This is a genomic window from Sphingobacterium detergens (assembly GCF_003610355.1).
GTDB lineage: Bacteria > Bacteroidota > Bacteroidia > Sphingobacteriales > Sphingobacteriaceae > Sphingobacterium > Sphingobacterium detergens.
On record NZ_RAPY01000002.1, the window covers coordinates 87,016 to 112,176 of the forward strand.

Annotated in this window: 22 protein-coding genes and 1 tRNA gene; 14 read left to right on the forward strand and 9 right to left on the reverse strand. The window is 39.5% G+C overall.

All coding sequences use genetic code 11. The features are described 5' to 3' along the window. Positions 1-93: 93 nt before the first annotated feature. From DFQ12_RS12405 to DFQ12_RS12415, 3 genes are all read right to left on the reverse strand, one after another. Positions 94-309 carry a bacteriocin microcin gene (locus DFQ12_RS12405; protein ID WP_147420402.1) on the reverse strand — a complete coding sequence of 72 codons (216 nt, stop codon included), beginning with the start codon at positions 307-309 and terminating at the stop codon, positions 94-96. A 574-nt stretch (positions 310-883) separates the two neighbouring features. Beyond that, positions 884-968, reverse strand: a tRNA-Ser gene (locus DFQ12_RS12410). A 93-nt stretch (positions 969-1,061) separates the two neighbouring features. Further along, entirely contained in the window at positions 1,062-1,946 is an 885-nt protein-coding gene (locus DFQ12_RS12415; RefSeq protein ID WP_120259391.1) for a bestrophin family protein, read from the reverse strand. A 67-nt stretch (positions 1,947-2,013) separates the two neighbouring features. Here DFQ12_RS12415 and DFQ12_RS12420 point away from each other — a divergent pair, with 67 nt between their 5' ends. From DFQ12_RS12420 to trxA, 3 genes are read left to right on the forward strand one after another with little or no spacing between them, the layout of a single operon-like run. Further along, on the forward strand, positions 2,014-2,862 hold the full coding sequence (locus DFQ12_RS12420; protein ID WP_120259392.1) for a glycoside hydrolase family 25 protein: 849 nt from the start codon (positions 2,014-2,016) through the stop codon (positions 2,860-2,862). Positions 2,863-2,870: 8 nt separating this feature from the next. Further along, positions 2,871-3,599: a rhodanese-like domain-containing protein gene (locus tag DFQ12_RS12425; RefSeq protein ID WP_120259393.1), complete on the forward strand. Its 729-nt coding sequence runs from the start codon at positions 2,871-2,873 to the stop codon at positions 3,597-3,599. Between the two features lie 2 nt (positions 3,600-3,601). Beyond that, positions 3,602-3,898: a thioredoxin gene (trxA, locus tag DFQ12_RS12430; RefSeq protein ID WP_104385868.1), complete on the forward strand. Its 297-nt coding sequence runs from the start codon at positions 3,602-3,604 to the stop codon at positions 3,896-3,898. A gap of 99 nt (positions 3,899-3,997) precedes the next feature. Here the strand turns inward: trxA and DFQ12_RS28140 are convergent, their stop codons facing one another. The 3 genes from DFQ12_RS28140 to mqnC form a co-directional block, all read right to left on the reverse strand. Continuing rightward, positions 3,998-4,153: a hypothetical protein gene (locus DFQ12_RS28140; RefSeq protein ID WP_167457266.1), complete on the reverse strand. Its 156-nt coding sequence runs from the start codon at positions 4,151-4,153 to the stop codon at positions 3,998-4,000. 153 nt (positions 4,154-4,306) lie between these two features. Continuing rightward, complete coding sequence (gene scpB, locus DFQ12_RS12435) at positions 4,307-4,867, reverse strand: SMC-Scp complex subunit ScpB (RefSeq protein ID WP_120259394.1); 561 nt, start codon at positions 4,865-4,867, stop codon at positions 4,307-4,309. Positions 4,868-4,876: 9 nt separating this feature from the next. Next, positions 4,877-6,001 carry a cyclic dehypoxanthinyl futalosine synthase gene (gene mqnC / locus DFQ12_RS12440; RefSeq protein WP_120259395.1) on the reverse strand — a complete coding sequence of 375 codons (1,125 nt, stop codon included), beginning with the start codon at positions 5,999-6,001 and terminating at the stop codon, positions 4,877-4,879. 417 nt (positions 6,002-6,418) lie between these two features. Here mqnC and DFQ12_RS12445 point away from each other — a divergent pair, with 417 nt between their 5' ends. The 8 genes from DFQ12_RS12445 (at position 6,419) to DFQ12_RS12480 (ending at position 19,378) form a co-directional block, all read left to right on the forward strand. Continuing rightward, positions 6,419-9,724, forward strand: a complete 3,306-nt coding sequence (locus DFQ12_RS12445) for a SusC/RagA family TonB-linked outer membrane protein (RefSeq protein WP_244211734.1) — start codon at positions 6,419-6,421, stop codon at positions 9,722-9,724. Between the two features lie 33 nt (positions 9,725-9,757). Beyond that, positions 9,758-11,470 (forward strand): RagB/SusD family nutrient uptake outer membrane protein, encoded by a 1,713-nt coding sequence (locus DFQ12_RS12450; protein ID WP_120259396.1) that lies wholly within the window; start codon positions 9,758-9,760, stop codon positions 11,468-11,470. A 123-nt stretch (positions 11,471-11,593) separates the two neighbouring features. Further along, a complete protein-coding gene (locus tag DFQ12_RS12455) occupies positions 11,594-12,913 on the forward strand; it encodes a D-alanyl-D-alanine carboxypeptidase/D-alanyl-D-alanine-endopeptidase (RefSeq protein WP_244211735.1) in 1,320 nt (439 codons plus the stop codon). A 10-nt stretch (positions 12,914-12,923) separates the two neighbouring features. Continuing rightward, positions 12,924-14,222: an MFS transporter gene (locus DFQ12_RS12460; protein ID WP_120259398.1), complete on the forward strand. Its 1,299-nt coding sequence runs from the start codon at positions 12,924-12,926 to the stop codon at positions 14,220-14,222. A 20-nt stretch (positions 14,223-14,242) separates the two neighbouring features. After that, positions 14,243-14,971 (forward strand): (Fe-S)-binding protein, encoded by a 729-nt coding sequence (locus tag DFQ12_RS12465; RefSeq protein WP_120259399.1) that lies wholly within the window; start codon positions 14,243-14,245, stop codon positions 14,969-14,971. Between the two features lie 24 nt (positions 14,972-14,995). Continuing rightward, complete coding sequence (locus DFQ12_RS12470; RefSeq protein WP_120259400.1) at positions 14,996-15,886, forward strand: TIM barrel protein; 891 nt, start codon at positions 14,996-14,998, stop codon at positions 15,884-15,886. 244 nt (positions 15,887-16,130) lie between these two features. Beyond that, positions 16,131-17,705 (forward strand): peptide MFS transporter, encoded by a 1,575-nt coding sequence (locus DFQ12_RS12475; protein ID WP_120259401.1) that lies wholly within the window; start codon positions 16,131-16,133, stop codon positions 17,703-17,705. A gap of 83 nt (positions 17,706-17,788) precedes the next feature. Then, entirely contained in the window at positions 17,789-19,378 is a 1,590-nt protein-coding gene (locus DFQ12_RS12480; RefSeq protein ID WP_120259402.1) for a peptide MFS transporter, read from the forward strand. Positions 19,379-19,464: 86 nt separating this feature from the next. Here DFQ12_RS12480 and DFQ12_RS12485 read toward each other — a convergent pair whose 3' ends face one another. Together DFQ12_RS12485 and DFQ12_RS12490 are read right to left on the reverse strand one after the other, a co-directional pair. Then, positions 19,465-20,757 (reverse strand): hemolysin family protein, encoded by a 1,293-nt coding sequence (locus DFQ12_RS12485; protein WP_120259403.1) that lies wholly within the window; start codon positions 20,755-20,757, stop codon positions 19,465-19,467. Positions 20,758-20,904: 147 nt separating this feature from the next. After that, complete coding sequence (locus DFQ12_RS12490; RefSeq protein ID WP_120259404.1) at positions 20,905-22,251, reverse strand: Gfo/Idh/MocA family protein; 1,347 nt, start codon at positions 22,249-22,251, stop codon at positions 20,905-20,907. Positions 22,252-22,483: 232 nt separating this feature from the next. Between DFQ12_RS12490 and DFQ12_RS12495 the strand changes: the two genes are divergently transcribed. After that, positions 22,484-23,590, forward strand: a complete 1,107-nt coding sequence (locus DFQ12_RS12495) for a phosphotransferase enzyme family protein (RefSeq protein WP_120259405.1) — start codon at positions 22,484-22,486, stop codon at positions 23,588-23,590. Positions 23,591-23,663: 73 nt separating this feature from the next. Continuing rightward, positions 23,664-24,311 (forward strand): carbohydrate-binding family 9-like protein, encoded by a 648-nt coding sequence (locus DFQ12_RS12500; RefSeq protein WP_120259406.1) that lies wholly within the window; start codon positions 23,664-23,666, stop codon positions 24,309-24,311. Positions 24,312-24,337: 26 nt separating this feature from the next. On the opposite strand, the gene DFQ12_RS12505 is transcribed toward DFQ12_RS12500, so the two are convergent. Then, positions 24,338-24,676, reverse strand: coding sequence for a DUF2853 family protein (locus tag DFQ12_RS12505; RefSeq protein WP_120259407.1), 339 nt, complete (start codon positions 24,674-24,676; stop codon positions 24,338-24,340). A gap of 227 nt (positions 24,677-24,903) precedes the next feature. Between DFQ12_RS12505 and DFQ12_RS12510 the strand changes: the two genes are divergently transcribed. Then, a complete protein-coding gene (locus DFQ12_RS12510) occupies positions 24,904-25,152 on the forward strand; it encodes a type B 50S ribosomal protein L31 (protein WP_077437478.1) in 249 nt (82 codons plus the stop codon). Positions 25,153-25,161: the final 9 nt, after the last annotated feature.

A 25,161-nucleotide genomic window follows, 5' to 3' on the forward strand; every position in this document is an offset into this window, starting at 1 on the left:
ATATGAGCAAAAATAGCATAGATTAATTTTAATAAAGTATTCTTGGAATAGTTGGAATATGGAAAAATAGGTTGTGCAGAGGCACAACCTATTTTATAGACTTCCACTTCCCCATCCACCGCCATCATCACCGCCACGACCCGGGTCATCTGGTCCTCCACCGGTACCACCACCACCACCACCACCACCACCACCACCACCACCTCCACCGTTACTACCACTACCTCCTGATCCAGCAGCAATACCATTTTCCAGTTCGATTTCCATTGCATTTATTAATGGTGCAATGTACTGCATTTTCTTGTTCATAATGATTTTGTTTAGTACTACAATATTTATGATTTTTAAATTTAAGGCATTGTCTCTCCAGAAAATGATGAGAATTATATCATTAGAGATGAAAATCATTCATTTGTGGAATTGAAAATATCCTATGTAAACTTGGGATTGTAATAAGAGCAGAGTAAGAAAATAATCAGGTGTTGCTTCAAGGAGGAAGTGGAATTAAAGGAATGGGTAGTTCGAATCCGAATACAACGAAAGAAGCCTTTCATTTCTGAAAGGCTTGTTCTGCGGAGAGTGAGGGATAATAAGATGATCCCAAAGGGGGTGGCTTCACCATAAAATAAAGCCATTCACTCCGTTCATTTTTTTCGTCGTTTATCACTTTTGATCAAACATTGTTTGCAAAAGTCTATAAACGACAAAACCCGACTATCGTCGGGCTTTATTTTGGTGGCGGAGAGTGAGGGATTTATCGCGTCCCACATCCCCATGCTATAACCCGCGATGATAAAGTTCGAACCCCGGCCAACCCTTCTGGTTCGAATCAACTTATCTGTAAAATAAAAGATCCCTCATCTTGCGATGAAGGATCTTTCTGCGGAGAGTGAGGGATTCGAACCCCCGAACCTGTGACAGTTAACGGTTTTCAAGACCGCCGCATTCGACCACTCTGCCAACTCTCCGCGACAAAAGTAGAAATTCTGAATAGATTTGCAAAACTTATTTTTGCAGCAATGTCTTATGGTTTGAAAATGAGCTAGATTATTTTAAAAATGCTATGCTGGAATAATCTCGTGGCAGTGTTTTTTGATATTGGCAGCTATTTTATCAATCGGTAGATCGTCCTGGTCTATACCAAAAGGCTCCTCGATGGATTCGCCGATCAATTCAAGTGAAGCTAATACGTAGAGGATAAACGGAACGGCAACAACAACAAAATATCCGATCGAAAAAACATAACCTACAGGAAGTGTCATTGTATAGAAGATAATGAACTTCTTGATAAACGCGCTATAAGCTAATGGAATTGGCGTATTTTTTATCCGTTCACAGGCACCACATACATTGGTCATGGACACAATCTCTTCATTGAGTATAATCAATTGGTCCCCACTGATAATTCCTTCTTTGTAAAGATCGTTTATCTTCTGGAAAATCATATTGGAAACCTGATTTGGACCATGCTTCTTGCTGTCCAATGCCCTAAGTTCGGGATGCTCATTTTCATCGAGCATAAACTTGGTGTAGTCGGATCGCAAAAAATCGTATAGGGTCTCTGCAAACAGGGGAATAGTTTTTCGGAAGAAACTGCGATTGACCTTGTCCTCCGCATCGAGCATAGCGTTGAGCTTATAGGCCAAGGCCCGGCTTATATTGGTCAATGTACCCCATTGCTTGCGTGCCTCCCACCAACGGTCATAGGCCGAGTTGGTTCTAAAGACCAACAATAAGGAGATCACAAAACCCAACAGGTTATGGACGATGGTAATGTTTTTAACCCAGCTTCTTTCATTTAATTTGAGATATTCCATTTCGAGGTAGGCTATCCCCCAGGAATAGATAGCTATTAAGATAAGAAAAGGTAATAGCTTTATAAAAGTGTCTGATTTATGCAGTTTGAAAGTTGCTGACAGCCAATCTTTAGGGTTGTATACGATCATATACAAAAATATAAATTGTTACGAAAACTTTGCGAGTTAATTGTGATTGCCGTAACTTCATCATCGTATGGCGCAACAGCAATCAAAAAGAACAAAAGGGAGTGGAAAGAAACAGCAACCTCGCGAGGCCAAATGGATATGGATGATCGTGGGGATGTTAATGTTTTTCTTATTTCTTGTTGCATGGCACTATAAAGCCGGAATAATGTATTACTTCCGTGTGGCAACATCCAAAAATAAATCCTTAACAAAGGAGGCTAAGTATGATATCCGTAATATCGAAATCATGAGTAAGCATGATGACAAAGTGTTTGGTATTGATGTTTCGACCTATCAGGAAGATATCGACTGGCAGAAAGTGAATACGATCAACGATCAATTTCCCATTGACTTTGTATTTATCCGGGCGACAATGGGGGAGAAGGGTATAGATGATAAATTTAGCCGCAATTGGTCCAAAATACGTAACCGGGCTATTTTACGGGGTGCATACCATTATTTTCGGCCAAATGAAAACTCGGTCAAACAGGCCAAAAATTTTATCCGTAAGGTTCAGCTCCATCCAGGCGATCTTCCCCCTGTACTCGATATCGAGGAGCATCCAAAACAGCAATCCATGGATAGCCTGAAAGTGGGATTGAAACGTTGGCTCGACGAGGTGGAAGCACATTATAAAGTCAAACCTATCCTATACTCCGGGGATAAGTTCTATAGTGATTTTTTAGAAAAGGAATTCGCAAACTATACCCTCTGGATCGCCAACTATAATTTTTGGATCGAAAATCCAAAAGAGCATTGGGCATTTTGGCAATTCTCAGAAAAAGGCTCGGTGGCCGGTATCCGTGGAAATGTCGATTTAAATATCTACAATGGTAAAATAACGGAATTGGAAAAATTACTTATTCCCTTTAAATAGCAAATAAGATGAACAGAATTTTAGTAGCCGCATTGATAGGGGTTGTTTTTATATGTCCTGGTGCTCTGCCAGCTAACGCAAAATCAAAGCTACAGCAAAAAGAATCACATTATACCACAGCTGATTTACCATTACTTGCCTTGAAGCAATTTAAAAAACTGCGTAAACAGCATGGTGTGGTGGTTTTGGATACACGGTCAGGCGATGATTTCTTAAAGGCTTTCATTCCAGGATCGATCAATGTGGGTTTTAAGGGGCCATTTGATACTTTCTTGAAACAGGTTGTCCCTGATAAAAACCAAAAGCTCTTAATTGTTGCTGAGGAGCAAGATCGTACTGCGGTGGTGGAGCGTCTAGCGGAATTGGGCTATACAGGTGCTATCGGTATATTGGACGGTGGTATAGACCGTTGGAAAGAACGGGAACCTGTAGATGCTGTCACAAACCTAAGCGCAGGAAGATTTGGAGAAAGATCAGATCCAGGTCATATTGTGGATGTACGCACAGTGAAAGAATTTGATAAAGGACATATTGACAATGCAATGAACATTCCTTTGACGGATTTCATTAATTTTGGTAACACGCTAGAAAAAGATAATAAGCCACTTTATGTGCATTGTCAATCAGGGTATCGCAGTGCGGTTGCCGTTTCTATTTTGCGTGCAAAAGGATTTAAAAATGTGTGCAATATTCAGGGTGGATATAAGGCATTGAAAGATGAAATAAAGGAGAATTAATAATGGCAACTTTTGACCAGATTATTCAATCAAATTCGCTGGTTTTAGTGGATTTTTTTGCGACGTGGTGCGGTCCATGCCAGACGATGGCGCCGGTGTTACAGGATGTAAAGGAATTTTATCAGGAGGATCTATCGATTATAAAAATAGATGTGGATAAGAATCCAAAAATTGCTTCCATTTATAAAGTAAGTGGAGTACCTACTTTTATATTATTTAAAAATGGTCAACAGCTGTGGCGCCAGAGTGGGATGATCCCAAAGATGGAATTGCATAAGCTAATCGACCAGGCGAAATAAATCGATGGGTAAAAAAAATAAGGCGTTCAATTTGATTGAACGCCTTATTTTTTTAATGATTCTCTGGTTTTGATAGGTAGTGTTATATAGCACTAAATATTAAAACTCATCATCATCGTCGAAGTCATCCAATCCTTCAATTTCAGGAATTTCGAAATCATCGTTTTCGAAATCATCATCGTCGTCATCAGGTCCATTGAAAGACGCGAATTTTACTTCTTCAAGATCTTCGTTAGCTAATATTGCCGTGTTCATAAAATAATACTTTATTGTTGCTTATTCAATGTTGTAAAATTAGAGAAGAAAACTATTTTTTAAAACTTTTTTTAAAAAAAATATAGCCCTTTATTTTTCTGCTAATCAATATGTTGAATTGTTTTTTAAAAATAAAAATTTATTTTATTTTATTTACTCATTTGTTTCGCCAATTGCATTGTCTTCTGTAACGATATCTTTTAGCTGCGGAAGATCACGAACACCATTGATTCCGAAATGATCCATAAACTGTTGGCTGGTCGCGTACAACAATGGTTTGCCTATTGTATCGGCTTTTCCAGCTATTTTGATCAGTTTCTTTTCCAGTAGTCTTTGGATAGAATAATCACAACTGACACCTCTGATCTGCTCAACTTCCAGTTTGGTAATCGGCTGTCTGTATGCGATAATGGCAAGTGTTTCCAGAGCCGATTGACTGAGCTTGCGCTTGTTGTTGTGATTTTGTAATTGCTGTATCGCTTCGTGATAGACCGCTTTGGTCAGAAACTGATACGAATTATTGATATACCGCAACTCCAATACCTGATCTTCATCCTGATATTTGTCTTCAATCTTTTTGATCAATTCACGCAACTCTTCTTTCGATACTTCAATAGCCAAGGCTTCTTGTAGAATCTGTTTGATATCGGCAAGATCTATTCCTTCTGCAGAAGCAAAAATAATTGCTTCGATATTTCTAATGACGTCTTTCAATGTAGGGTATTAATAGTTAATGACTTGTTCGACCATGTGCGCAGGCAGTTCTCTGAAATCATATTTTTGCGTTCTCAATTGCGGTTCAAAACCCGCTTCCAGAATCGCTTCCTGTATTGACTTAGAGGTGAACCGATGGGGAGCACCCGCTGCCGAAACGACATTTTCCTCGATCATAATGGATCCAAAATCGTTAGCGCCAGCATGCAAGCACAACTGGGCGGTACGTTTTCCAACCGTAAGCCAGGAAGCCTGGATATTTTTGATATTCGGTAACATGATTCGGCTCAAAGCGATCATACGGATATACTCTTCACTGGTAACATCATTGGTAATGCCACGGAGTCTCTTTAATAATGTGCCATCATCTTGGAATGGCCAAGGTATAAAGGCGATAAAACCATAAGAATCGGCCGGTTTTTCATCTTGCACTTCTCTGATCCATACCAGATGTTCGAAACGCTCTTCAATAGTTTCAATATGTCCAAACATCATGGTAGCGGAACTAGGTAGATTGATTTTGTGCGCCGCACGCATCACATCGAGCCATTCCTTACCACCACATTTTCCTTTGGATATCAAACGTCTCACACGGTCATTGAGAATTTCGGCCCCAGCACCAGGCAGTGAATCCAGACCCGCTTCTTTCAGCTGGGTCAACACCTCGATATGGCTCATATTTTCCAGCTTAGAAATATGGGCGATTTCCGGTGGGCCGAGTGAATGGAGTTTCAGTGTAGGGTAAAGTTCCTTTAACTGTCTATATAGATTTTTGTAGAATTCAATACCTAAATCCGGATGGTGCCCTCCCTGTAGCAAAAGTTGGTCGCCTCCAAATTTAAATGTCTCTTCGATCTTTTGTTTGTAACTCTCGATATCGGTGATGTAACTGTCTTCATGCCCGGGGCGACGAAAGAAATTGCAGAACTTGCAGTTTGCAATACAGACATTGGTCGTATTGACATTCCTATCGATCTGCCAGGTTACCTTGCCATGTGGCACTTGTATCTTGCGCAATTCATTGGCTACGAAAGTCAAATCAGCTGTAGGTGCATTCTGATATAAAAAAACACCCTCTTCCTTGGAAAGGAACTCAAATCGGAGCGCCCGTTCTAATAAACTACTTACATTCATCAAAACAAATATAAGTACCTTTTGGCGGATTTAAATGTATTTGGCGAATATTTGACATTCCGACTTGATATTGAGCGGAAAGGAGATGACCTAAATTTCTTTAAGTTTCTTTTGTAACAAAAATATAGCTATTTAGCTTAGTGTAAGAATTACAATAACTTGATTTATAGTATTTTGTGATTTAAAGTAAGAATTTTCTTTTTTTTATATTTTTTATTCTTTACATTTATTTAACAGATTTTAACATTTCTGGAAATAACCAAACTAAAATTGAAAATGATAACCAAAGTGACTCATAATCAGTGATAATGTATGTTGTCTCTGTTGGAGTCGAACGACCAAAACTTAAATAAACCAATACCAAGCTAAACAAACAGATAAATAAACATAAATTTTTTAAACCACCTATTTAAAATTATGATGAAAAAAACGGACAAAAATTGCTGTTTTGATCTCATATTGGGCCAAAAGTTCAATAAGAGGTTCTTGCTGATGAGTTCTCTACTCATCGCAGGCGGAATGACTGCTCAGGTATCTGCCAAAGGAGCTGTTGCTCATGGTCGAGTTGAAGTCGTTTCGTTGGTGAAAACTAAAGGGTTGCAGGAGATACCCATTAAGGGTGTGGTAAAAGATGCCACCACAGGCCAGGTAATTACCGGTGTATCGGTTAAAATCAAAGGAACAAGTAAGGGAACATCGACAGACGCGGATGGTGCATTTACGATCCAGGGAAAAGTCGGTGATGTATTGGTCGTGAGTTACATCGGTTACTCAAGTGCTGAAGTCACTGTCACTGGAAAAGCGGATCTGACAATTTCGTTAAATTCTGCTGAGGGTGCACTGGAAGAGGTTGTGGTCACAGGTTATTCCTCACAACGTAAGAAAGATTTGACCGGTGCCGTTGCAGTTGTCAGTGTGAAAGACCTTAAAACCACACCTGCTGCCAGTGCTGTAGAATCATTGCAGGGACGGGCGACAGGGGTTCAGATTGTTGTAGATGGTGCGCCAGGATCAACTCCGCAAATTAAGATCCGGGGTTATAGTACGATCAACAATAATGAACCACTCTATATTATAGATGGTGTTCCTTATGAAGGCAAATTAAGCTGGCTTAATCAAAACGATATCGAATCCATGCAAGTGCTGAAAGATGCCTCGGCAGCCTCAATCTATGGTTCACGCGCAAATAATGGTGTGGTTATCATTACCACGAAGATCGGAAAGGAGGGAAAACCTCAATTTAACCTTGATTCATACTATGGTGTACAAGTACCAAATAGCTCTCGTTTTCCAAAGATGTTGTCTCCACAACAGACCTTGGATATCGAAAATTTATTAAACGGCGAAAGTAAAAAGTTACCAGATTATCTTATAAACGGTCCGAAAGTAGGCGGAAAAGATATAATTACAGACGCTGATATCGACATGTCAAAGTATAAATTTGACGCCGGTAGTCGTGCTGATTTTTTCCAGATCACAAAAGCAAATAAGGCGGGTACCAACTGGTTTGATGCATTGTCCCAAAACGCACCCACACAATCACATCAGTTAAGTGTGCTTGGTGGTGGAGAGAATGCTTCATACGCGATTTCCGGAGGTTATCTGAAACAAAAAGGTACCATTATCCATACCGGTTTTGAAAAATATAATCTTCGTTCAAATACACGGTTCTCTGCTTTCAATAACAAGTTGCGCTTTGGAGAAAACATGCAATATAGTTTTACAGAAGGCTTTGGTGTTGGGGTGAATACAAATACTGCGGGTGATTATATCGGTGAAGGAAGTGCCCTGGGCTTCGCTTATCGTATCCATAATATTATTCCGGTCTATGATATGGGCGGAAATTTTGCTGGATCCGTTGGGGGACAATTTGGTAATGGGGAAAATCCGGTCGCTATCGCCTACCGCGCAAAAGATAATAAGAATAAGAGTAATATGTTCTTCGGAAACGTCTTTGGGGAATACGATATCTTTTCTGGACTGACATTCCGTAGTAGTTTTGGTATGAAGTATGAAAACTACAATGGCATATCCTATACCTACCCTAATCCCGAATTTACAGAGGGAAGTTTTAATAATGGGATCAATGAGTTCTTTGGGTTAAATAAAGAATGGACTTGGACAAATACCTTAAATTATAAAGCAACATTTAATGAAGATCACAGTCTGGCTATCTTAGCAGGTACTGAGGCTATCCAAAATAGAAACAGACAGATCAGGGGTAAAGGAAATGGATTCTTTACTATGTCGACTCTGGATTACCTTTATTTGGACGCCGCATCAACAGGCCGTGTGAGTGAAGGCGGTGGCTCGGTAGGCTCCTTATTTTCTATTTTTGGAAAAGTTGACTATTCATTCAAAGACCGCTATATCTTAAGCGCGACAGTACGTCGGGACGGGTCGTCCAATTTTGGTCCGAACAATAAATATGGTACTTTCCCAGGTGCCAGTGCAGCTTGGCGTTTGTCACAAGAGGAATTCATGAAAGGCATATCTTGGCTTTCTGATCTGAAAATTAGAGCTGGTTATGGGGTGACAGGTAATCAACGTATTCCTGCCAATCAATATTTAGATCGTTATCAAGTTGCGGTAAATTCTTCATCTTACCCAATTGATGGAAGCTTGACATCAGGAATGTGGCACAACGCCTATAGCAACCCAAATGTTAAATGGGAACAGGTGTCTGCGTTGAACCTTGGTTTGGACTTTACCTTATTACAAGGTGATTTTGATGGATCCTTCGATTGGTACAATAAGAAGACCAAAGACATGTTGTATCTACTTCCTTTGCCAGCCGTTGCCGCAGGTCGTGCCGCATCACCATATGTCAACATCGGGGATATGGAAAATAAAGGGATCGAGCTGTCTTTAAATTATCATTACGGGAGACGCCAACAAAGCGCCTTTACATTGGATTTGTCGGGTACTATTTCACGTAACGTGAATAAGATCGTATCATTGGCCCCTTCTGTTAGCCAACAGGTGTACGGAAGTTTTAGAAGTATGGAAACCTCTATCCTTAAACCCGGCGAAGCAATAGGTGCTTTTTATGGCTATAAGGTAATCGGAATCTATTCTGATGCGGATATGGCCAACACTGCTGTAGCGAAGTATGAAGATGGAAAATCCAGAGCAGGAGCGCTTAAATATGAAGATGTCAATGGTGATGGAAAAATTGATGCCAATGACCGTACAATAATCGGAAGCCCACATCCTGATTTTGTTTATTCATTCAATATCAACGCCGGTTATAAGAATTTTGACTTTATGGCTTATTTCTATGGGTCAAAAGGAAATAAAAACTATGAGGCGACACGTTATTTTACCGATTTCGGTGTTTTCAGAGGGCAAAAAAGTGAACGGGTGCTGGATGCGTGGGATGCAAAGAACAATCCCTCAAGCATGATTCCTTCGCAGGTAAACAATGCATCAGCGTATGAATATGCTTCTTCTAGCTATTATGTGCAAGATGCTAGTTTCTTAAAGCTAAAGAACCTTCAGGTCGGCTATAATTTTGATACCAATAAGGTTTTTGGTAACAATACTGGAATTAAGAAACTGAGAGCCTATGTAGGGGTTACGAATCTGTTTACCATTACGAAATACCAAGGTTTGGATCCAGAGGTAAGTGCAACACCGTCAACATATTCCGCATTGGGGGTTGACTTTGGTGTGTACCCGCAGGCACGTCAATATATGTTGGGTGTGAGTCTTGGATTTTAAGCACGGAATGAATTACGATAAAATTTGATTGAAATGAAAAAAAGAAATATAATTACAGTTCTAGGTATATCATTGATGTTATTGAGCTCATGTGGTAAATCTTTTCTAGAAAGAGATCCGCAGGGTGAGCTGCCTGAGAGTCAGGTCATCAATTCGAAAGGGATCGAAGCATCATTAATAGGTGCTTATGGAATCCTGAATGGTAATGTGAACGGAACCTGGGGGAACTATGCTTCAGCGCCGAGCCAATGGTTATTTGGTGAAGTAGGTGCCGATAATGCGCATAAAGGCTCTGAGGCGACAGATCAGCCCAATATGAATATGATCGAATTCCATACACCAAATAGCTCTAATGACAATCTGAGCACCATGTGGGAAGTGTATTATGAAGGGGTGTCACGTGCAAATAATACATTGCGCCTACTGAAATTGGATCAGGCAGGAGGAAAAACCGTTACTACTGCCAGAGCAACGGAAATTGAAGCCGAGGCAAAAGTGTTACGTGCACATTATTACTTCTTCCTGTGGCGAGTTTTCAAAAATTTGGCTTATGTCGATGAGAATACCTCAGTTGATGATGCTAAAGTAAAACCAAACACAGATGATGTTGTTCCTAAAATTATCGATGACCTGAAATTTGGCATCGCTAACCTCCCACAAACAAAAATCAATAAGCAGTCGGGGCGTATGGATAAAGGAATAGCGCAAGCTTATTTGGGTAAAGTGTATTTATATCAAAAGAAATATGCTGATGCCTTGGCTTTATTTAAAGATGTCATCGGAAGTAAAGATATCCGTACAATGCCTTATCAGAACAATTTCGATGTACTTACGAAAGATGGACCAGAGGCGCTTTTGTTAGCAAAGCATGCTATCAATCCTGATGGAAGCGGCGATAACGCTAACGTAGGGGATATGTTGTCTGGTTTGAACGGGAGCAATCCTGTTGGCTGTTGTGGATTCTATCAACCAACAATCGATCTGGTCAATGCTTATAAAGTCGATGCTAAAGGCTTACCAATGTTAGATACTTACCGTAATAATCCGTATAAATCTGATTTTGGTTTATCTACAGCAGAGAAAGAAAAATACAAATTAGATGTGAGCTTACGTTTCGATCCCCGTTTGGATTATACGGTAGGTCGTAGAGGTGTACATTTCTATGATTATGGTGTAATGCCGGGAGATGCCTGGATCCGTGAAGTAGGTTCAGGAGGACCTTTTGTGGGTATAAAAACAATGATCCCAAAAAGTTTACACAGTGGACACACGGCAGCTGGTGCGGCTTATATCACTGATTTGGATGTAAATATCATCCGCTTAGCTGACGTGATCCTCATGGCAGCCGAGTGCCAGGTTGAACTTGGTGATCTGGACGGTGCTTTGAAATCGGTCAATGCTATTCGCGAAAGAGCTGCTAAATTACCTCCAAAACTAACAGGAGATGATGTTCCGGCTGCAGCGTATGATGTGAAACCTTACCCTGCTTTCCCTGATCAAAATTTTGCACGTAAAGCTGTCCGTTTTGAACGTCGTTTGGAATTGGCGATGGAGGGACACCGGTTTTATGATTTGGTGAGATGGGGCGAAGCTAAAACCGTTCTGGAAAGCTATGCTAATTTTGAAGGCGGTTTTATGGCTCGTTATAAAGGCTTAAACTTTAAGGATCATAATGTATATCTGCCAATTCCACAGACGCAAATTGATAGAAGTGGTGGCGCCCTAAAACAAAACCCCGGTTATTAATAGTTGATATAAAACAGCAAAAGGAGGAGTGAATTTCCTCCTTTTGCCGTTTTAAATGATTTGTATCTTAATTTTGGCAATAGGAGAAAAGGAGTTGTTGCTCTTTTTTGTATGTTTGAACCAATGAAAAATTTCTTGCGCACGATATTGCTGCTTTGGCTTATCCCATTTTCTACCCTTATTGTAAAGTCACAGGATTTTGAAGACGTCTATCGGATGCTTCAGGAATCCAAAATATTAAATGATCATTTCTATGGATTTTCACTGTACGACTTAAATGCCAATAAGTTTGTCTTGGACGTCAATGGCAATAAGCATTTTACGCCAGCTTCAAATACCAAAATGTATACAACCTATGCCGCGTTGGAGCTATTAGGTGACTCCATCCCCGGATTGGAGTATGCGGAAAGGGGCGACTCCCTGTTGATTTGGGGAACAGGAGATCCGACCTTTTTGCATAATAGACTCGATACGCGGGTGGTCTATAATTTTCTGAAAAGAACGAACAAAACGATCTATGTTGTGCCCGGAACAATGAAAAATAAGTTCTATGCCCACGGTTGGGCGATGGAGGATTTCGAAGCATACTATCAGCCTGAGATAAGTACTTTTCCGATTTATGGCAATGTGGTCACTTTCCGTCAAAGAGGGTATAATCATTTAAATACTTCTCCTGGGATTTTTCAGAAAGACCTTGATTTTTTACCTGAACCTAAAACAGGTGATTTTGAACTTTCCCGCTCGTTTCGGAGCAATGTTTTTTGGATGTCGAAACGCCCTGTGCCAAACGATTATGTTAATGAAGTACCGTTTATCTATTCGGATAGTCTATTTGTGAAATTACTGTCAGATACACTAGGCAAGAAGGTAAATCTGCTGACCTATAAAAAGCCAAATGATACAAAAATATTGTATTCTGGAGAGACCAAAAATCTGATCCGGGAGATGATGTTGCCAAGTGATAATTTTATCGCCGAACAATTTTTGATGATGTGCTCTTGGAAGCAATATGGTCAATTTGATACCTATCTGGTTCGAGACTGGATGAAAAATAAAGTCTATAAGTTTTTTTCGAACGAAGTGGCGATTTTTGATGGATCGGGACTGTCTTCCTATAACAAGGTCACACCACAGAATAATGTTGACCTGCTAGTACTTCTGAAAAATAAGATCCCAGATGAGCGGGTGCGTTTTCGACTGTTTCCTGCCGGTGGGGTGGATGGTACACTGAAAAGGACCTATAGTAAAGACCAGGGTGAACCTTTTGTTTTTGCAAAGACCGGAACAATTACGTCTGTCTATAACCAGAGTGGTTATCTGGTCACAAGGTCAGGAAGACGGCTTGCTTTCTCTTTTATGAACAATAATTATATTGATGATCGCGCAAGTGAAATTCGTAAAGAAATGGCTAAAATAATTACTTATATTCGTCAAACTTATTAAGCCAATTTAAATGGAAGCAATTGTAAAAAACAATAAAAAACTGATTCGTTCATGGGCGATGTTTGATTGGGCCAATTCCGCTTACAACCTCGTGATTACCTCAACCATTTTCCCCGTATACTATACCGCAATTACAACGACAAAGGAAAATGGTGATGTTGTTGAATTCTTTGGTTTGAAGATTGTTAATACTGCGCTTTCCAATTTTGCTCTGGCAGCGGCTTATTTGTTGATGTCATTTTCCTTGCCTTTTATATCGTCCTATGCGGATGCTAAAGGATTGAAAAAACCGATTATGAAATTCTTTACTTATGTGGGAGCAATTTCATGTATGTGTCTGTTTTTCTTCAAACTCGATACCCTGGAGATTGGTATTATCTGTTTCGCTTTGGCTGCAATGGGTTATATCGGTGGGGTGCTGTTTAATAATTCCTACTTACCGCTGTTAGCAACTGTAGATCAACAGGATCGGGTGAGCGCGCAAGGATTTGCTTTTGGCTACATCGGTTGTGTGACCTTACAGATACTTTGTTTTATCGTAGTATTGAAACCGGAGTGGTTTGGTATTACCGATCCGTCTTTGCCTGCCCGGATTTCTTTTCTGATGGTAGGACTGTGGTGGTTGGGCTTTTCCATGATTCCATTTAAATATTTGCCTAAAATTGAAGCCACGGGCAATAATATCGGTAAAAGCTTTGTACAGAATGTGCGGGATGAGTTTAGCCATGTGATCCATAAAATTAAAGGTATACCCGAAATAAAGCAGTTTCTACCCGCTTTTTTCTTCTATGCGATCGGGGTGCAGACATTGATGATCGTCGCATCCTCATTTGGAGAGAAAATTCTTCATCTGGGGGCTGAGCGATTAATTGCAACAATTCTTTTAATTCAACTTGTAGCGATCTTAGGTGCATTTTTGATGTCATACCTATCCAAGCTTTTTGGAAATATTAAGGTGCTGATCGTCGTTGTGATGATCTGGATTGCAATTTGTATTGCTGCATTCTACTTGGCTACAGCAATGCAGTTTTATATTATTGCCGCATTGGTCGGCTTGGTTATGGGCGGAATTCAATCTTTATCACGGTCAACCTATTCCAAATTGATCCCAACGGATATCAAGGATACGACGGCTTTTTTCTCCTTTTATGATGTTACAGAAAAGGTGGCTATCGTCATTGGCTTGTTCTCCTTTGGCCTGATAGAACAGATCACACATAATATTCGCTATTCTGCACTGGTACTTTCTTTATTTTTTGTAATTGGATTGTTACTTTTGGTGCGGATATTAATATCCAATAAATCTTAATTTTATTGATTGAATTAAATATGAAGGTAGAACTTTTTGTTCCTTGTTTTATAGATCAGCTTTATCCAGAAACCGCTTTTAACACGATCCGTTTATTGGAGAAAGTGGGTTGTGAGGTGAGTTATAATCCTGATCAGACTTGCTGTGGGCAACCAGCTTATAACGCTGGTTTTTGGGACGATGCGAAGCAGGTAGGAAAGAAGTTTTTAGAAGATTTTTCGGGAGATCATGTTATTATTTCTCCTTCGGCCTCCTGTACCGGTATGGTCAGAAATGGTTATAGCGATCTGTTCGCAAATTCTGCAGATTCCCACCAATGTCATAAAATACAACAGCAGGTCATGGAGATTTCCGATTTCCTGGTCAATGTATTGAAAAAGGATTATTTTGGTGCTGAATTGGAAGGTGTTGGGGTGTATCATGACTCTTGTTCAGCCCTACGTGAGTGCAAGATCAAGGATGAGCCGAGAAAATTACTTAGCAAGGTGTTGGGATTGGAAATGGTGGAAGTAAAAGATAGTGAAACCTGTTGCGGTTTTGGTGGAAGTTTTGCTGTCAAGTTTGATGGGATATCGGCAGCCATGGCGGAACAGAAAGTCAGGAATGCCATGGCATTGAATGCTGATTATATTATTTCGACAGATTCGTCTTGCCTGTTGCAACTGCAGGCGTATATTGATAAACATAAATTACCCATCCAGACCATGCATCTCGTGGATGTACTGACTACCGGTTGGGGAAATATATAAATAACACACTTTAAATCTAAACACATGAATTCTAGAAGAGATTTTCTTAAAAACCTTGCATTAGCCTCTGCTGGTGTAGCATTGGCGCCATCATTGGAGAGCTTTGCTGTAGCAAAGAAAGACTGGTTTGACATTTCCTTGGCTGAATGGTCATTGCATAAAACTTTATTTAAAGGTGATCTGAACAATTTGGATTTCCCAGTTATAGCTGCAAAAAAATATGGTATCTATGGTGTAGAGTATGTGAATCAATTCTTTAAAGACAAGGCTAATGATAACAATTACCTGACTGAACTGAACATGCGTGCAAAGGATAATGGTGTAAGGAATGTGTTGATCATGGTTGATGGTGAGGGAAATCTTGGTGACGAAGATGAAACTAAAAGAAAACAGGCTGTACAAAATCACTATAAATGGATTTCTGCGGCGAACTTTTTGGGTTGCCATGCCATCCGCGTAAACGCTGCTGGTAAAGGTACGCCTGATGAAGTAAGCAAACGTGTGGTAGAGAGTTTAACTGCGCTGTCGGATATCGGAAAAAAAGCAGGTATCAGTATTATCGTTGAAAATCATGGTGGTATTTCCTCGCATGGTGACTGGTTGGCTAAAACCCTGAAAGCCGTAGGAAGCAAATATTGTGGAAGCTTACCTGATTTGGGTAATTTCTATGAATATGACCGTTATCAAGGTGTGACAGACTTAATGCCTTATGCGCATGGGGTAAGCGCGAAAACACATGATTTTGATGCGAATGGTAATGAAACTCAAATTGACTATGAGCGTATGTTGAAAATCGTGAAAAAGGCGAAATTCAAAGGATATGTTGGGATTGAGTACGAAGGAAGTAAATTGAGTGAAGAGGAAGGAATCTTCGCAACGAAAAAATTATTGGAACGTTTGCGTCCATTGATCTAATATAAAAGTATATAAACAAAGTTCTTTTCATGCTATTGAAAAGAACTTTGTTTTTAATCGAGAATTTAATTGATAGGAGATATCCTATTGAAGTAAATCTAAATTTTGTCCATATTATTGTGTCGACTAATTTGATTGCAGCACCTACTTTGGTGGCCTATGAACATAGGACGATCTGGTCTGGATAGCAATGGATAAATTGAAATCACACTACCTGATATTGAAAAATAACGATTAGAAAAACATGAATTTTGAAAAAGATGCTGTTCTGGAATCTCACTTAAATCAAGTGGGTGCTGAACGAGTATTGGTGAAAGGGCATCCCGCTGGATTATTTGTCTTGTTTTTTACGGAGATGTGGGAGCGTTTTAGTTATTATGGCATGCGTGCGCTATTGGTAAACTTTCTGGTTTCGACGATTGCGCAACATGGCTGGGGCTGGACAAATTCGGAGGCCATGAAGCTGTACGGTCTGTATACGGGGATGGTCTTTTTAACGCCTTTATTTGGTGGAATTATTGCGGATCGTCTGACAGGATATAAAAAGTCTATCATGGTGGGGGCGATCATCATGACTCTGGGCCATATTTCGATGGCCATGGAGGGATTCAATAAAAATTTCTTTCTGGCGGGATTGATCCTTATTGTCCTGGGAAATGGTTTGTTCAAACCCAATATATCTTCTATGGTGGGTAAACTATATCCTGATAAGGGCGGAAAAAAGGATGCCGGATATACGATTTTCTATATGGGGATCAATGGTGGTGCCTTTTTGGGCATGATGCTGTGCGGTTATATTGGTGAGAAAATAGGCTGGCATTATGGTTTTGGACTTGCCGGTATATTTATGTTTCTGGGCATGTTGCAGTTTTACTTTGCGCAGCGCATTTTTGGAAAAATAGGGGATACGCCAGAAAAAGAAAGCACAGTTTCGGAAAAATTGAATCAGGACGATGAACAGCCAAAGCATATTGTACGTGATCGGCTATTGGTCATCGCGATTTTTATGTTTTCAAGTATTGTGTTCCATTTGGCTTTTGAACAGGCGGGAGGTTCGATGACCATATTCGCCAAAAACTATACCCAACGTGTCTTGAGCGGAGAAGCTGCCACCATTTTTAAATGGGCAGATTTCGCGTTAACGATCGTCCCTATTGTTGTGATTACTGGAGTACTATTGGTATTGGCGAAGAAAATAATTCGTAAATACCCCTTAATCATACTCTTTTCCAGTATCTCATTTGTGATTATCTGGTCCTTGTGTCTATGGAAGGTTTACCGTGAATATCATGGTATGAATTCGGAAGTGACCGTGTCTTGGTTTCCCATGCTCAATTCTTTCTTTATCATAACGCTAGCAACTTCATTCAGTAAGATCTGGGAGCGTGTATGGAACCCTTCTGGCCCGATTAAGTTTGCGATGGGGCTAACCCTGGTCGGTGTTGGATTTGCGGCCTTAGCAATAGGTAGCGCGGAGATTCCAACAGGAGCAAAGACGGCTTCGGTCAGTATGATCTGGTTGGTGTTGGCTTACTTTTTTCATACAGTAGGTGAGCTTTGCATCGGCCCTGTGGGACTGTCTTATGTGAGTAAATTGTCGCCAAAGAAATTCCTGGGCCTGTTATTCGGTTTTTGGTTTTGTGCCAATGCCATCGCTAATTTTATCGGTGGATTTATTGGTTCTTACATTGATAAGATAACCGAATCACATTCCATGTCGTTTTTCTTTGCCGTGTTTACGGTCATACCAATGATAGCGGCTGTATTTCTGCTGCTTGGTAATAAAAAAATAAAAAAGATGATGCATGGGATTGATTAATTCATAGAAAAATAGTGTATCTTCATGCGATTTTTATCAAATTAAAAACAAAACCTGAGTTATAAAACAATTATTGAAATTATATGAATCAAGAAAAAGATCAAGTTCTTGTAGCACATCTGGCCAAGCAGGGGATAGATGACAAGATGGTAAATGGGCATCCTGCCGGATTATTTGTGCTGTTCTTTACGGAAATGTGGGAGCGTTTTAGTTATTATGGAATGCGTGCGCTATTGACCTTATTTTTAATCAGTACGATCGCTGATGGGGGATGGGAATGGAGCAATGAGCGCGCAATGAAGTTATATGGTTTATATACAGGTTTTGTTTATTTGACCCCGTTGATCGGTGGTATGATTGCAGATAAATTGACCGGTTTTAAAAAGGCCATCTTGATCGGTGCATTGATTATGACGCTGGGTCATCTATCCATGGCATTTGAGGCTGTCAATTCAGGTTTCTTTTTCTTAGGTCTACTCTTGATGATCTTAGGAAATGGGATGTTCAAACCGAATATCTCTTCAATGGTTGGAAATCTATACCCAGATAAAAGTGCAAAGAAAGATGCTGGTTACACGATTTTCTATATGGGTATCAATGCAGGATCATTTTTGGGAATGCTTTTGTGTGGTTATATCGGTGAGAAGATCGGTTGGCACTATGGATTTGGTTTAGCTGGGGTTTTCATGTTTTTTGGAATGTTACAATTCTATTTTGGACAGAAAATATTCGGAATTATTGGCGATACTCCCAAAGCTCTACAGGCTCATCATGACGAGAAAGTCAAAAATAAAGAAGAGGTTGATGAGGTTATACCTGGTCATGTCGTTAGAGACCGCCTTATTGTCGTTACAATATTCATGCTTGCCAGTGTGGTATTCTTTTTATCTTTTGAGCAAGCCGGAGGTTCAATGTCTATTTTTGCCAAAGATTATACACAGCGTGTACTTTCAGGGGACTCAGCAGTAGCATTTAAATGGATTGATACGATCCTAACGATTGTTCCCATTGTTATTGTAACGATTGTATTGACCGCACTGGCCAGAAAGATTTATAAACAATATCCATTGACGATTTTGTTTACGGCGATTTCCTTTGGTATTATCTGGTGCTTGGGCTTATGGAAAGTATTTCGTGAGATCGGTATAACAGGTTCTGAAGTTGGCGCCTCTTGGTTCCAGATATTAAATGCCTTTTTTATTATTTCGTTAGCATCCTCTTTCAGTAAATTCTGGGAAAAAATATGGAATCCTTCGGGACCCGTAAAATTCGCTATGGGTTTGATCTTGGTCGGTATTGGTTTTGCAGCCCTGGCTTACGGTGCAAATGATATTCCACAGGGAGCTAAAACAGCTTCAGTGAGTATGATATGGCTTGTTATCGCTTATTTCTTCCACTCAGCGGGAGAACTTTGTCTATCACCCGTAGGACTTTCTTATGTAAGTAAACTGTCTCCAAAGAAATTTTTAGGCTTACTTTTTGGCTGTTGGTTCTGTGCTTCAGCTATCGCTAATTTTATCGGTGGATTTTTAGGATCGTATATTGATAAAATTACAGCGGAGCATTCGATGTCTTATTTCTTCATGATCTTTGCTATCGTTCCAGCTGTGACAGCATTATTATTAATCGTTTTCAATCCTATTTTGAAAAAGATGATGCACGGCATCAACTAAGATAACTGTCTTAAAGTTAGAATAACAATAAAGGGCCGATCATAATTGATCGGCCCTTTATTGTTATTGAAGTGATAAGTTTCGTTTTATTCCTCGATTTTTAATAACAGCTTATCTATACGATTGCCATCCATGTCCAATACTTCAAATACCATATTTTTGAAGCGTACACGTTCGCCTTCCTCAGGGACGTGATCCAGTAATAAAAATACCAGACCTCCGACTGTCGTGACATTGTTGATGTCGTCCTCGTCTTCTTCAGAAAGACCTATTTCAAATTCATCCAAGAGATCCTCGATCTGATATTGGCCATCAACAACATAGTCACCACTTTCCAATTGACGCATTTTGGGGCGTACACTGATGTCGCTTTCGGTAATGTTACCAACCAGGTCGCCTACGATATCGCGTAGTGTAATAATACCTTGTGGAGAGCCATATTCGTCGATAACCACAGCTTGATGCACCTGCGATGTCCTCAGTGTATTCATAATACTATATGACGGACTGAATTCGTTGACGAACTTGATCGGCAACAGAAGTTCCCTGAGATTAAAGGGTTTGTCTTGAAAACATTGTCTAAGCAGCGATTTGACATGAACAACACCTTTGATATTATCCAGTCCACCTTCGCAAACAGGATAAATGGAATGGTCATTGTCAAGGATAATCTGTCTGTTCTCTTCAAAACTGTCTTCAAGATCCAGAAACACAATGTTCTTGCGGTGGGTCATCAGATTGATCGCTTTTTTGTCGCCTAAACTGAGGAGACGATCCACGATATCGTGTTCAATGCCTTCAATTACGCCACTATCGACTCCCTCGTCGACCAATGCCTTGATCTCTTCTTCGGTCACACTGTTTCCCGTACTTTTGATATTAAGGATCTTGACAATAAACTCAGTAGAGGCGCTCAATAACCAAACAAATGGTCTGACAATCTTGCTGAGCAAGTTCATGGGGTAAGCAATGAACATGGCGTATTTTTCAGGGATAGCCATTCCGATACGCTTGGGTACCAGCTCGCCAAGAACCAATGAAAAATAGGTAATGATCAGCACCACCAAAACAACCGCTAACTCCTGACTATAGGGTGCGAGTATGCTTGATTTGTTAAAAACTTCGATCAGGTAGGTGGAGATGCTACCACCCGAAAAGAAACCTGTTAAGATACCAATTAGCGTAATCCCAATCTGTACCGTGGATAGGAAGCTGTTAGGGGATTCTTTGAGATGTAGTGCAATCTTGGCTGCTGGATTATTCTTATCGCTCTCGGCCTGTAAGCGCGCCTTTCTGCTGGAAACAATTGAAATTTCGGAAGCAGATAGGATTCCATTTAAGATGATTAGTACTAAGATTATAATTGCTTCGGTGAGCATAATGTTATGGAAAAATTGTTTGTGAACGCTAATTTAAGAAAAAGGCAGCCTAAATGGTAGAACTATCGATATTATATTAAATACCATAACGAAAGAAGCTGTATCTTTTCGGGATACAGCTTCTATGGTTTATACTATTTTTTGATATTATATACCGCTATCGTCAAGCATAAAGGTATTTTTCTTTGTTTTCCATTTTCCTTTTGTGAAATCTGGGAACTCTAACGTTTTATTACCTTTTTTGATCGATTCTGTAGAAAGTGGGAATACTGCACTCATTGTTACTGAATCATAAACGTCAATTGGCGTTTGAACTTTTTGTTTTACAGCTTGGATAAATGCATTGAATACAAACCAGTCCATACCACCGTGACCTGAACCAGTTGCTAATTCTTCGTATTTCTTCCAGATAGGGTGATCATATTTTTTAACCCACTCGTCTGCCGGATCCCAAGTGTGGGGTTTTGATTTACCTTCGATATGGATACCTTTAGCGACGTCCATCCAGATACCGTCTGTACCCTGTACACGGAAACCGATAGAATATGGTCTTGGTAAATGGGTATCATGTGTCAACAACATTGTTTCACCATTCGCACATTGTAACATCGTTTGTGTAATGTCGCCGTTTTTATAGTTTAACTTGCTATTTGGGTGTCCTGGGGATACTTTATTCACATAAGCCGCCAAACCACGTGCCTTACTTGAGTAAGATGTGATATGTGTAAATCTATTGCCTTTGTTGATGTCAACAAATTGCATGATTGGACCTAGACCATGTGTTGGGTAAAGGTCACCATCTTGGTCGATGTTGAACTGTGTACGCCATTGTGCTTCAGAAAGTGCTTTAGGCCCGTATTCTACACCATGACCGTAATAACTCTTTCCATCATTGAATAGAACTTCACGTAAATCATGTTGATAGCCACCTTCAAGATGTAACAATTCGCCAAATAAACCTTGTCTGTGCATATTTAATACAGCAAGCACATCACGACGGAAAGCAACATTTTCCAATGTCATATAAGGTTTACCTGTTTCTTCAGAAGCTTTTACAACATCCCAGTGATCTTGTACTGTTAAGCCTGCGATAACCTCACAACCGACATATAAACCCGCTTTCATGGCATCAATAGCTTGGTCTTTGTGAAATTGCCAAGGTGTTGCGATGATAACGGCATCTAATTTTTCGCTGCTCAACATTTTTTTGTAAGCATCAACGCCTCCAGTATACTCTTTCGGAAGTTTGGTGCCTTTCTCATTGAACTGTTTACGGCATTGTGCAAGAGATTCTTCTTGTGTATCACATACTGCCACAATTTCTAAGTCGTCTCTATGTAAGGCAATCTGAACGTGATTACGTCCACGAAGGCCAACCCCGATAAAGCCGATTTTTATCTTCCCGTTTGTTTGAGCGAATAGGTCTGTGCTTGAAAGAACGCCGATTCCAGCGGTAGTGATGGCAGTTGATTTAATGAAATTTCTTCTATCCATTGTTTTGAGATATGAGGAGTTTGTATATTAGTTATTTATCTTACAATAAGAACCGTCTATGTGACTGGCTCTTATCAACAAATATATTATTTCATTTGCTATAAATGAAAGTGCAAACGATTGTTTAAATTTATTAAATTTCATGCAATCGTTTGATTGAAATAAAAATTATCATTTATTAATTCAATTTATGATATTGCAAGCACATTGATGATTTAAAAAACATAGTTTAATGTCTGATTTTAACCAATTAGTAGTAGAGAACGCAGCAAAACAATTCACATTAGAAGGAGATATCATTTCAGTGCAGCCTTTTGGTTCTGGTCATATCAATGATACTTATCGTGTAATTACCTCCATAGATAGTGGAATATCGCATTTATTGCAACGCATTAATCATCACGTTTTTCCAAATGTGGACGGTTTGATGCATAATATTGAAATCGTAACAAAACATCTTAGTAAAAAAGTAAAAGTTGCAGAAGGGAAGCAGGTTAGTGATCATGTTCTGACGATCATTCCTACACTGGAGGGCAAACTATATACAACGGATAGTACCGGGAATTACTGGCGTATGTTTATCCTGATCGAGGATACGAAGAGTTATGATATCGTGGAGACGGAAGTGCAGGCCGCAGAAGGTGGACGTGCTTTTGGACTGTTCCAGAAACAGCTTTCTGACCTGGATGCTTCCCGTATTGTGGAGGTACTTCCTAATTTTCATAATGTAGAATTCCGACTTGATAACCTGAGAAAGGCTATCGCAAAAGATGTCTGCCAACGTGTTCGTCTGGTGCAAGATAAACTGGATTTTATCTTTAATCGTGAAGACCGCATGAAGACGATTCTGGATTTGGGAAATAAAGGTGCATTGCCGCTACGTATCACACATAACGATACAAAGTTTAACAATGTATTGTTGGATGTTCATGATAAAATGCAGTGTGTAATCGATCTGGATACAGTTATGCCAGGGTATGTGGCTTATGATTTTGGGGATGCCATCCGTACCATTATAAATCCCGTAGCCGAAGATGAGAAGGATATATCGAAAATCGTGCTGAACCTTTCATTATATAAGGCTTATGCGGAAGGATATTTGGAAGAAGCAAACGAATTTTTGACGACACTGGAAAAAGAAACTTTGGTGGATGGCGCATTTTTGTTGCCTTATATGCAAGGTGTGCGTTTCTTGACCGATTATATCGAGGGTGACCACTATTATAAAACCAAATATGATGAACATAATTTGGTACGCACCAATACACAGCTGAAATTGGTAGAGGAGATGGAAAAGAATGAGGAATTTATGAGAAAGGTAATTTTTGATTGTATTTAACGATTTTATACCTTTAATATTTTGAGAAGCTTCCATCTGATGATGAAGCTTCTTTTTCTTAACTTTATTGTATATGAAGAAACTAACCATTCTGCCTATTGCATCAGATTTGACCGGCAGTCACAATTTTAATCAGCTTTCGGATCTTGTCAAAGATTTGGAATGGAATACATTGGAATATAGTAATTGGAGCGAGTCGTATCCTTACAAGCCGCAGGTGCGATTTAAAATTGGTTACACGCAAAAAGCATTGCTGTTGCAGTTTGATGTCGCAGAAGAGCAATTGCGTGGAAATTATGCGGAGGTGAATCAAAATGTATGGGAGGATAGCTGTGTAGAGCTTTTTGTTTCGTTTGATGATCGTCAGCATTATTATAATATTGAGTTTAATTTGATAGGAACAGGATTGATCGGCTACGGAACTCCTGATAAATCAACGAGAAACAGGCTCAGTGCGGCAGAGATTGAGACGGTACAGGCATTCTCCATGATTGAACGGCATAGTGGTACGGACAGACGTTGGAGCATGATCCAGGTCATTCCACTGGCTGTCTTTAAATTTAATGATACAAGTGATCTGAAAGGGAAGAAAATACATGGGAACTTTTACAAGTGTGGTGACAACCTAAAAAATCCGCATTTTCTGTCATGGAATAAAGTAGATAATCCAACTCCTAATTTCCATTTACCTCAATTCTTTGGGGAATTGATTTTTGGATAGAAGTTGGATTATTAAAATGTTGATGCTTATTGGTAAACAGATTCTTTTTTGAATTTTTTTGCCAATAAAGCATACACCAAAACACGGTATTTATTTTTATTGGATTTACCAATAGTGGTAATAACCTCTTCTAATGCCTTGTCTAAATCAGGACCATCTTTAAGACCTAATTTTTTGATCAGGAAATTTTGCTTGACACGATTAAGCTCCTCGGGATCTGATGCTGCAATAGTTTCTGAATCTGCATTGTAAATGGAAGGACCCATTCCTTTTGTCACTTTTGCAATGAATGCATCATCTAGTGATAGACCAAGTTTTTTGGATTCTGCAGTATATGCAGCAATTTTTTCATCTAATTTGCTCATAATTATGTAAATGATTTAATTGTAGTAAGTTAAGTTAGGAGAAAAAACTTGGAAAACAAAATAATTCTTGGGGGATAAATAAAGATTGTTACATTTGTAACCGTTTAAGTGCCGGTAACTGAAAGTGTGGAAAAATTCAGCGAATTATTCTTTGCAATTGTTGCAAATTACATTTTTATAAATTATCTTTGCACCTCAATAATTGAATATACGTAATCATAATAATAATGAAAAAAGATTTGCATCCTTCAAATTACAGATTAGTTGTATTTAAAGATATGTCAAACGACTATGCTTTTATTACTAAATCTTGTGTTGACACGAAAGAGACTATTCAGTGGGAAGATGGTAATGAGTATCCAGTTGTAAAATTAGAGATTTCTCATACATCACACCCTTTCTATACAGGTAAAATGAAATTGGTTGATACTGCTGGACGTATCGACAAATTCCGTAGCCGTTACAACAAAAAATAATTGTAGCAG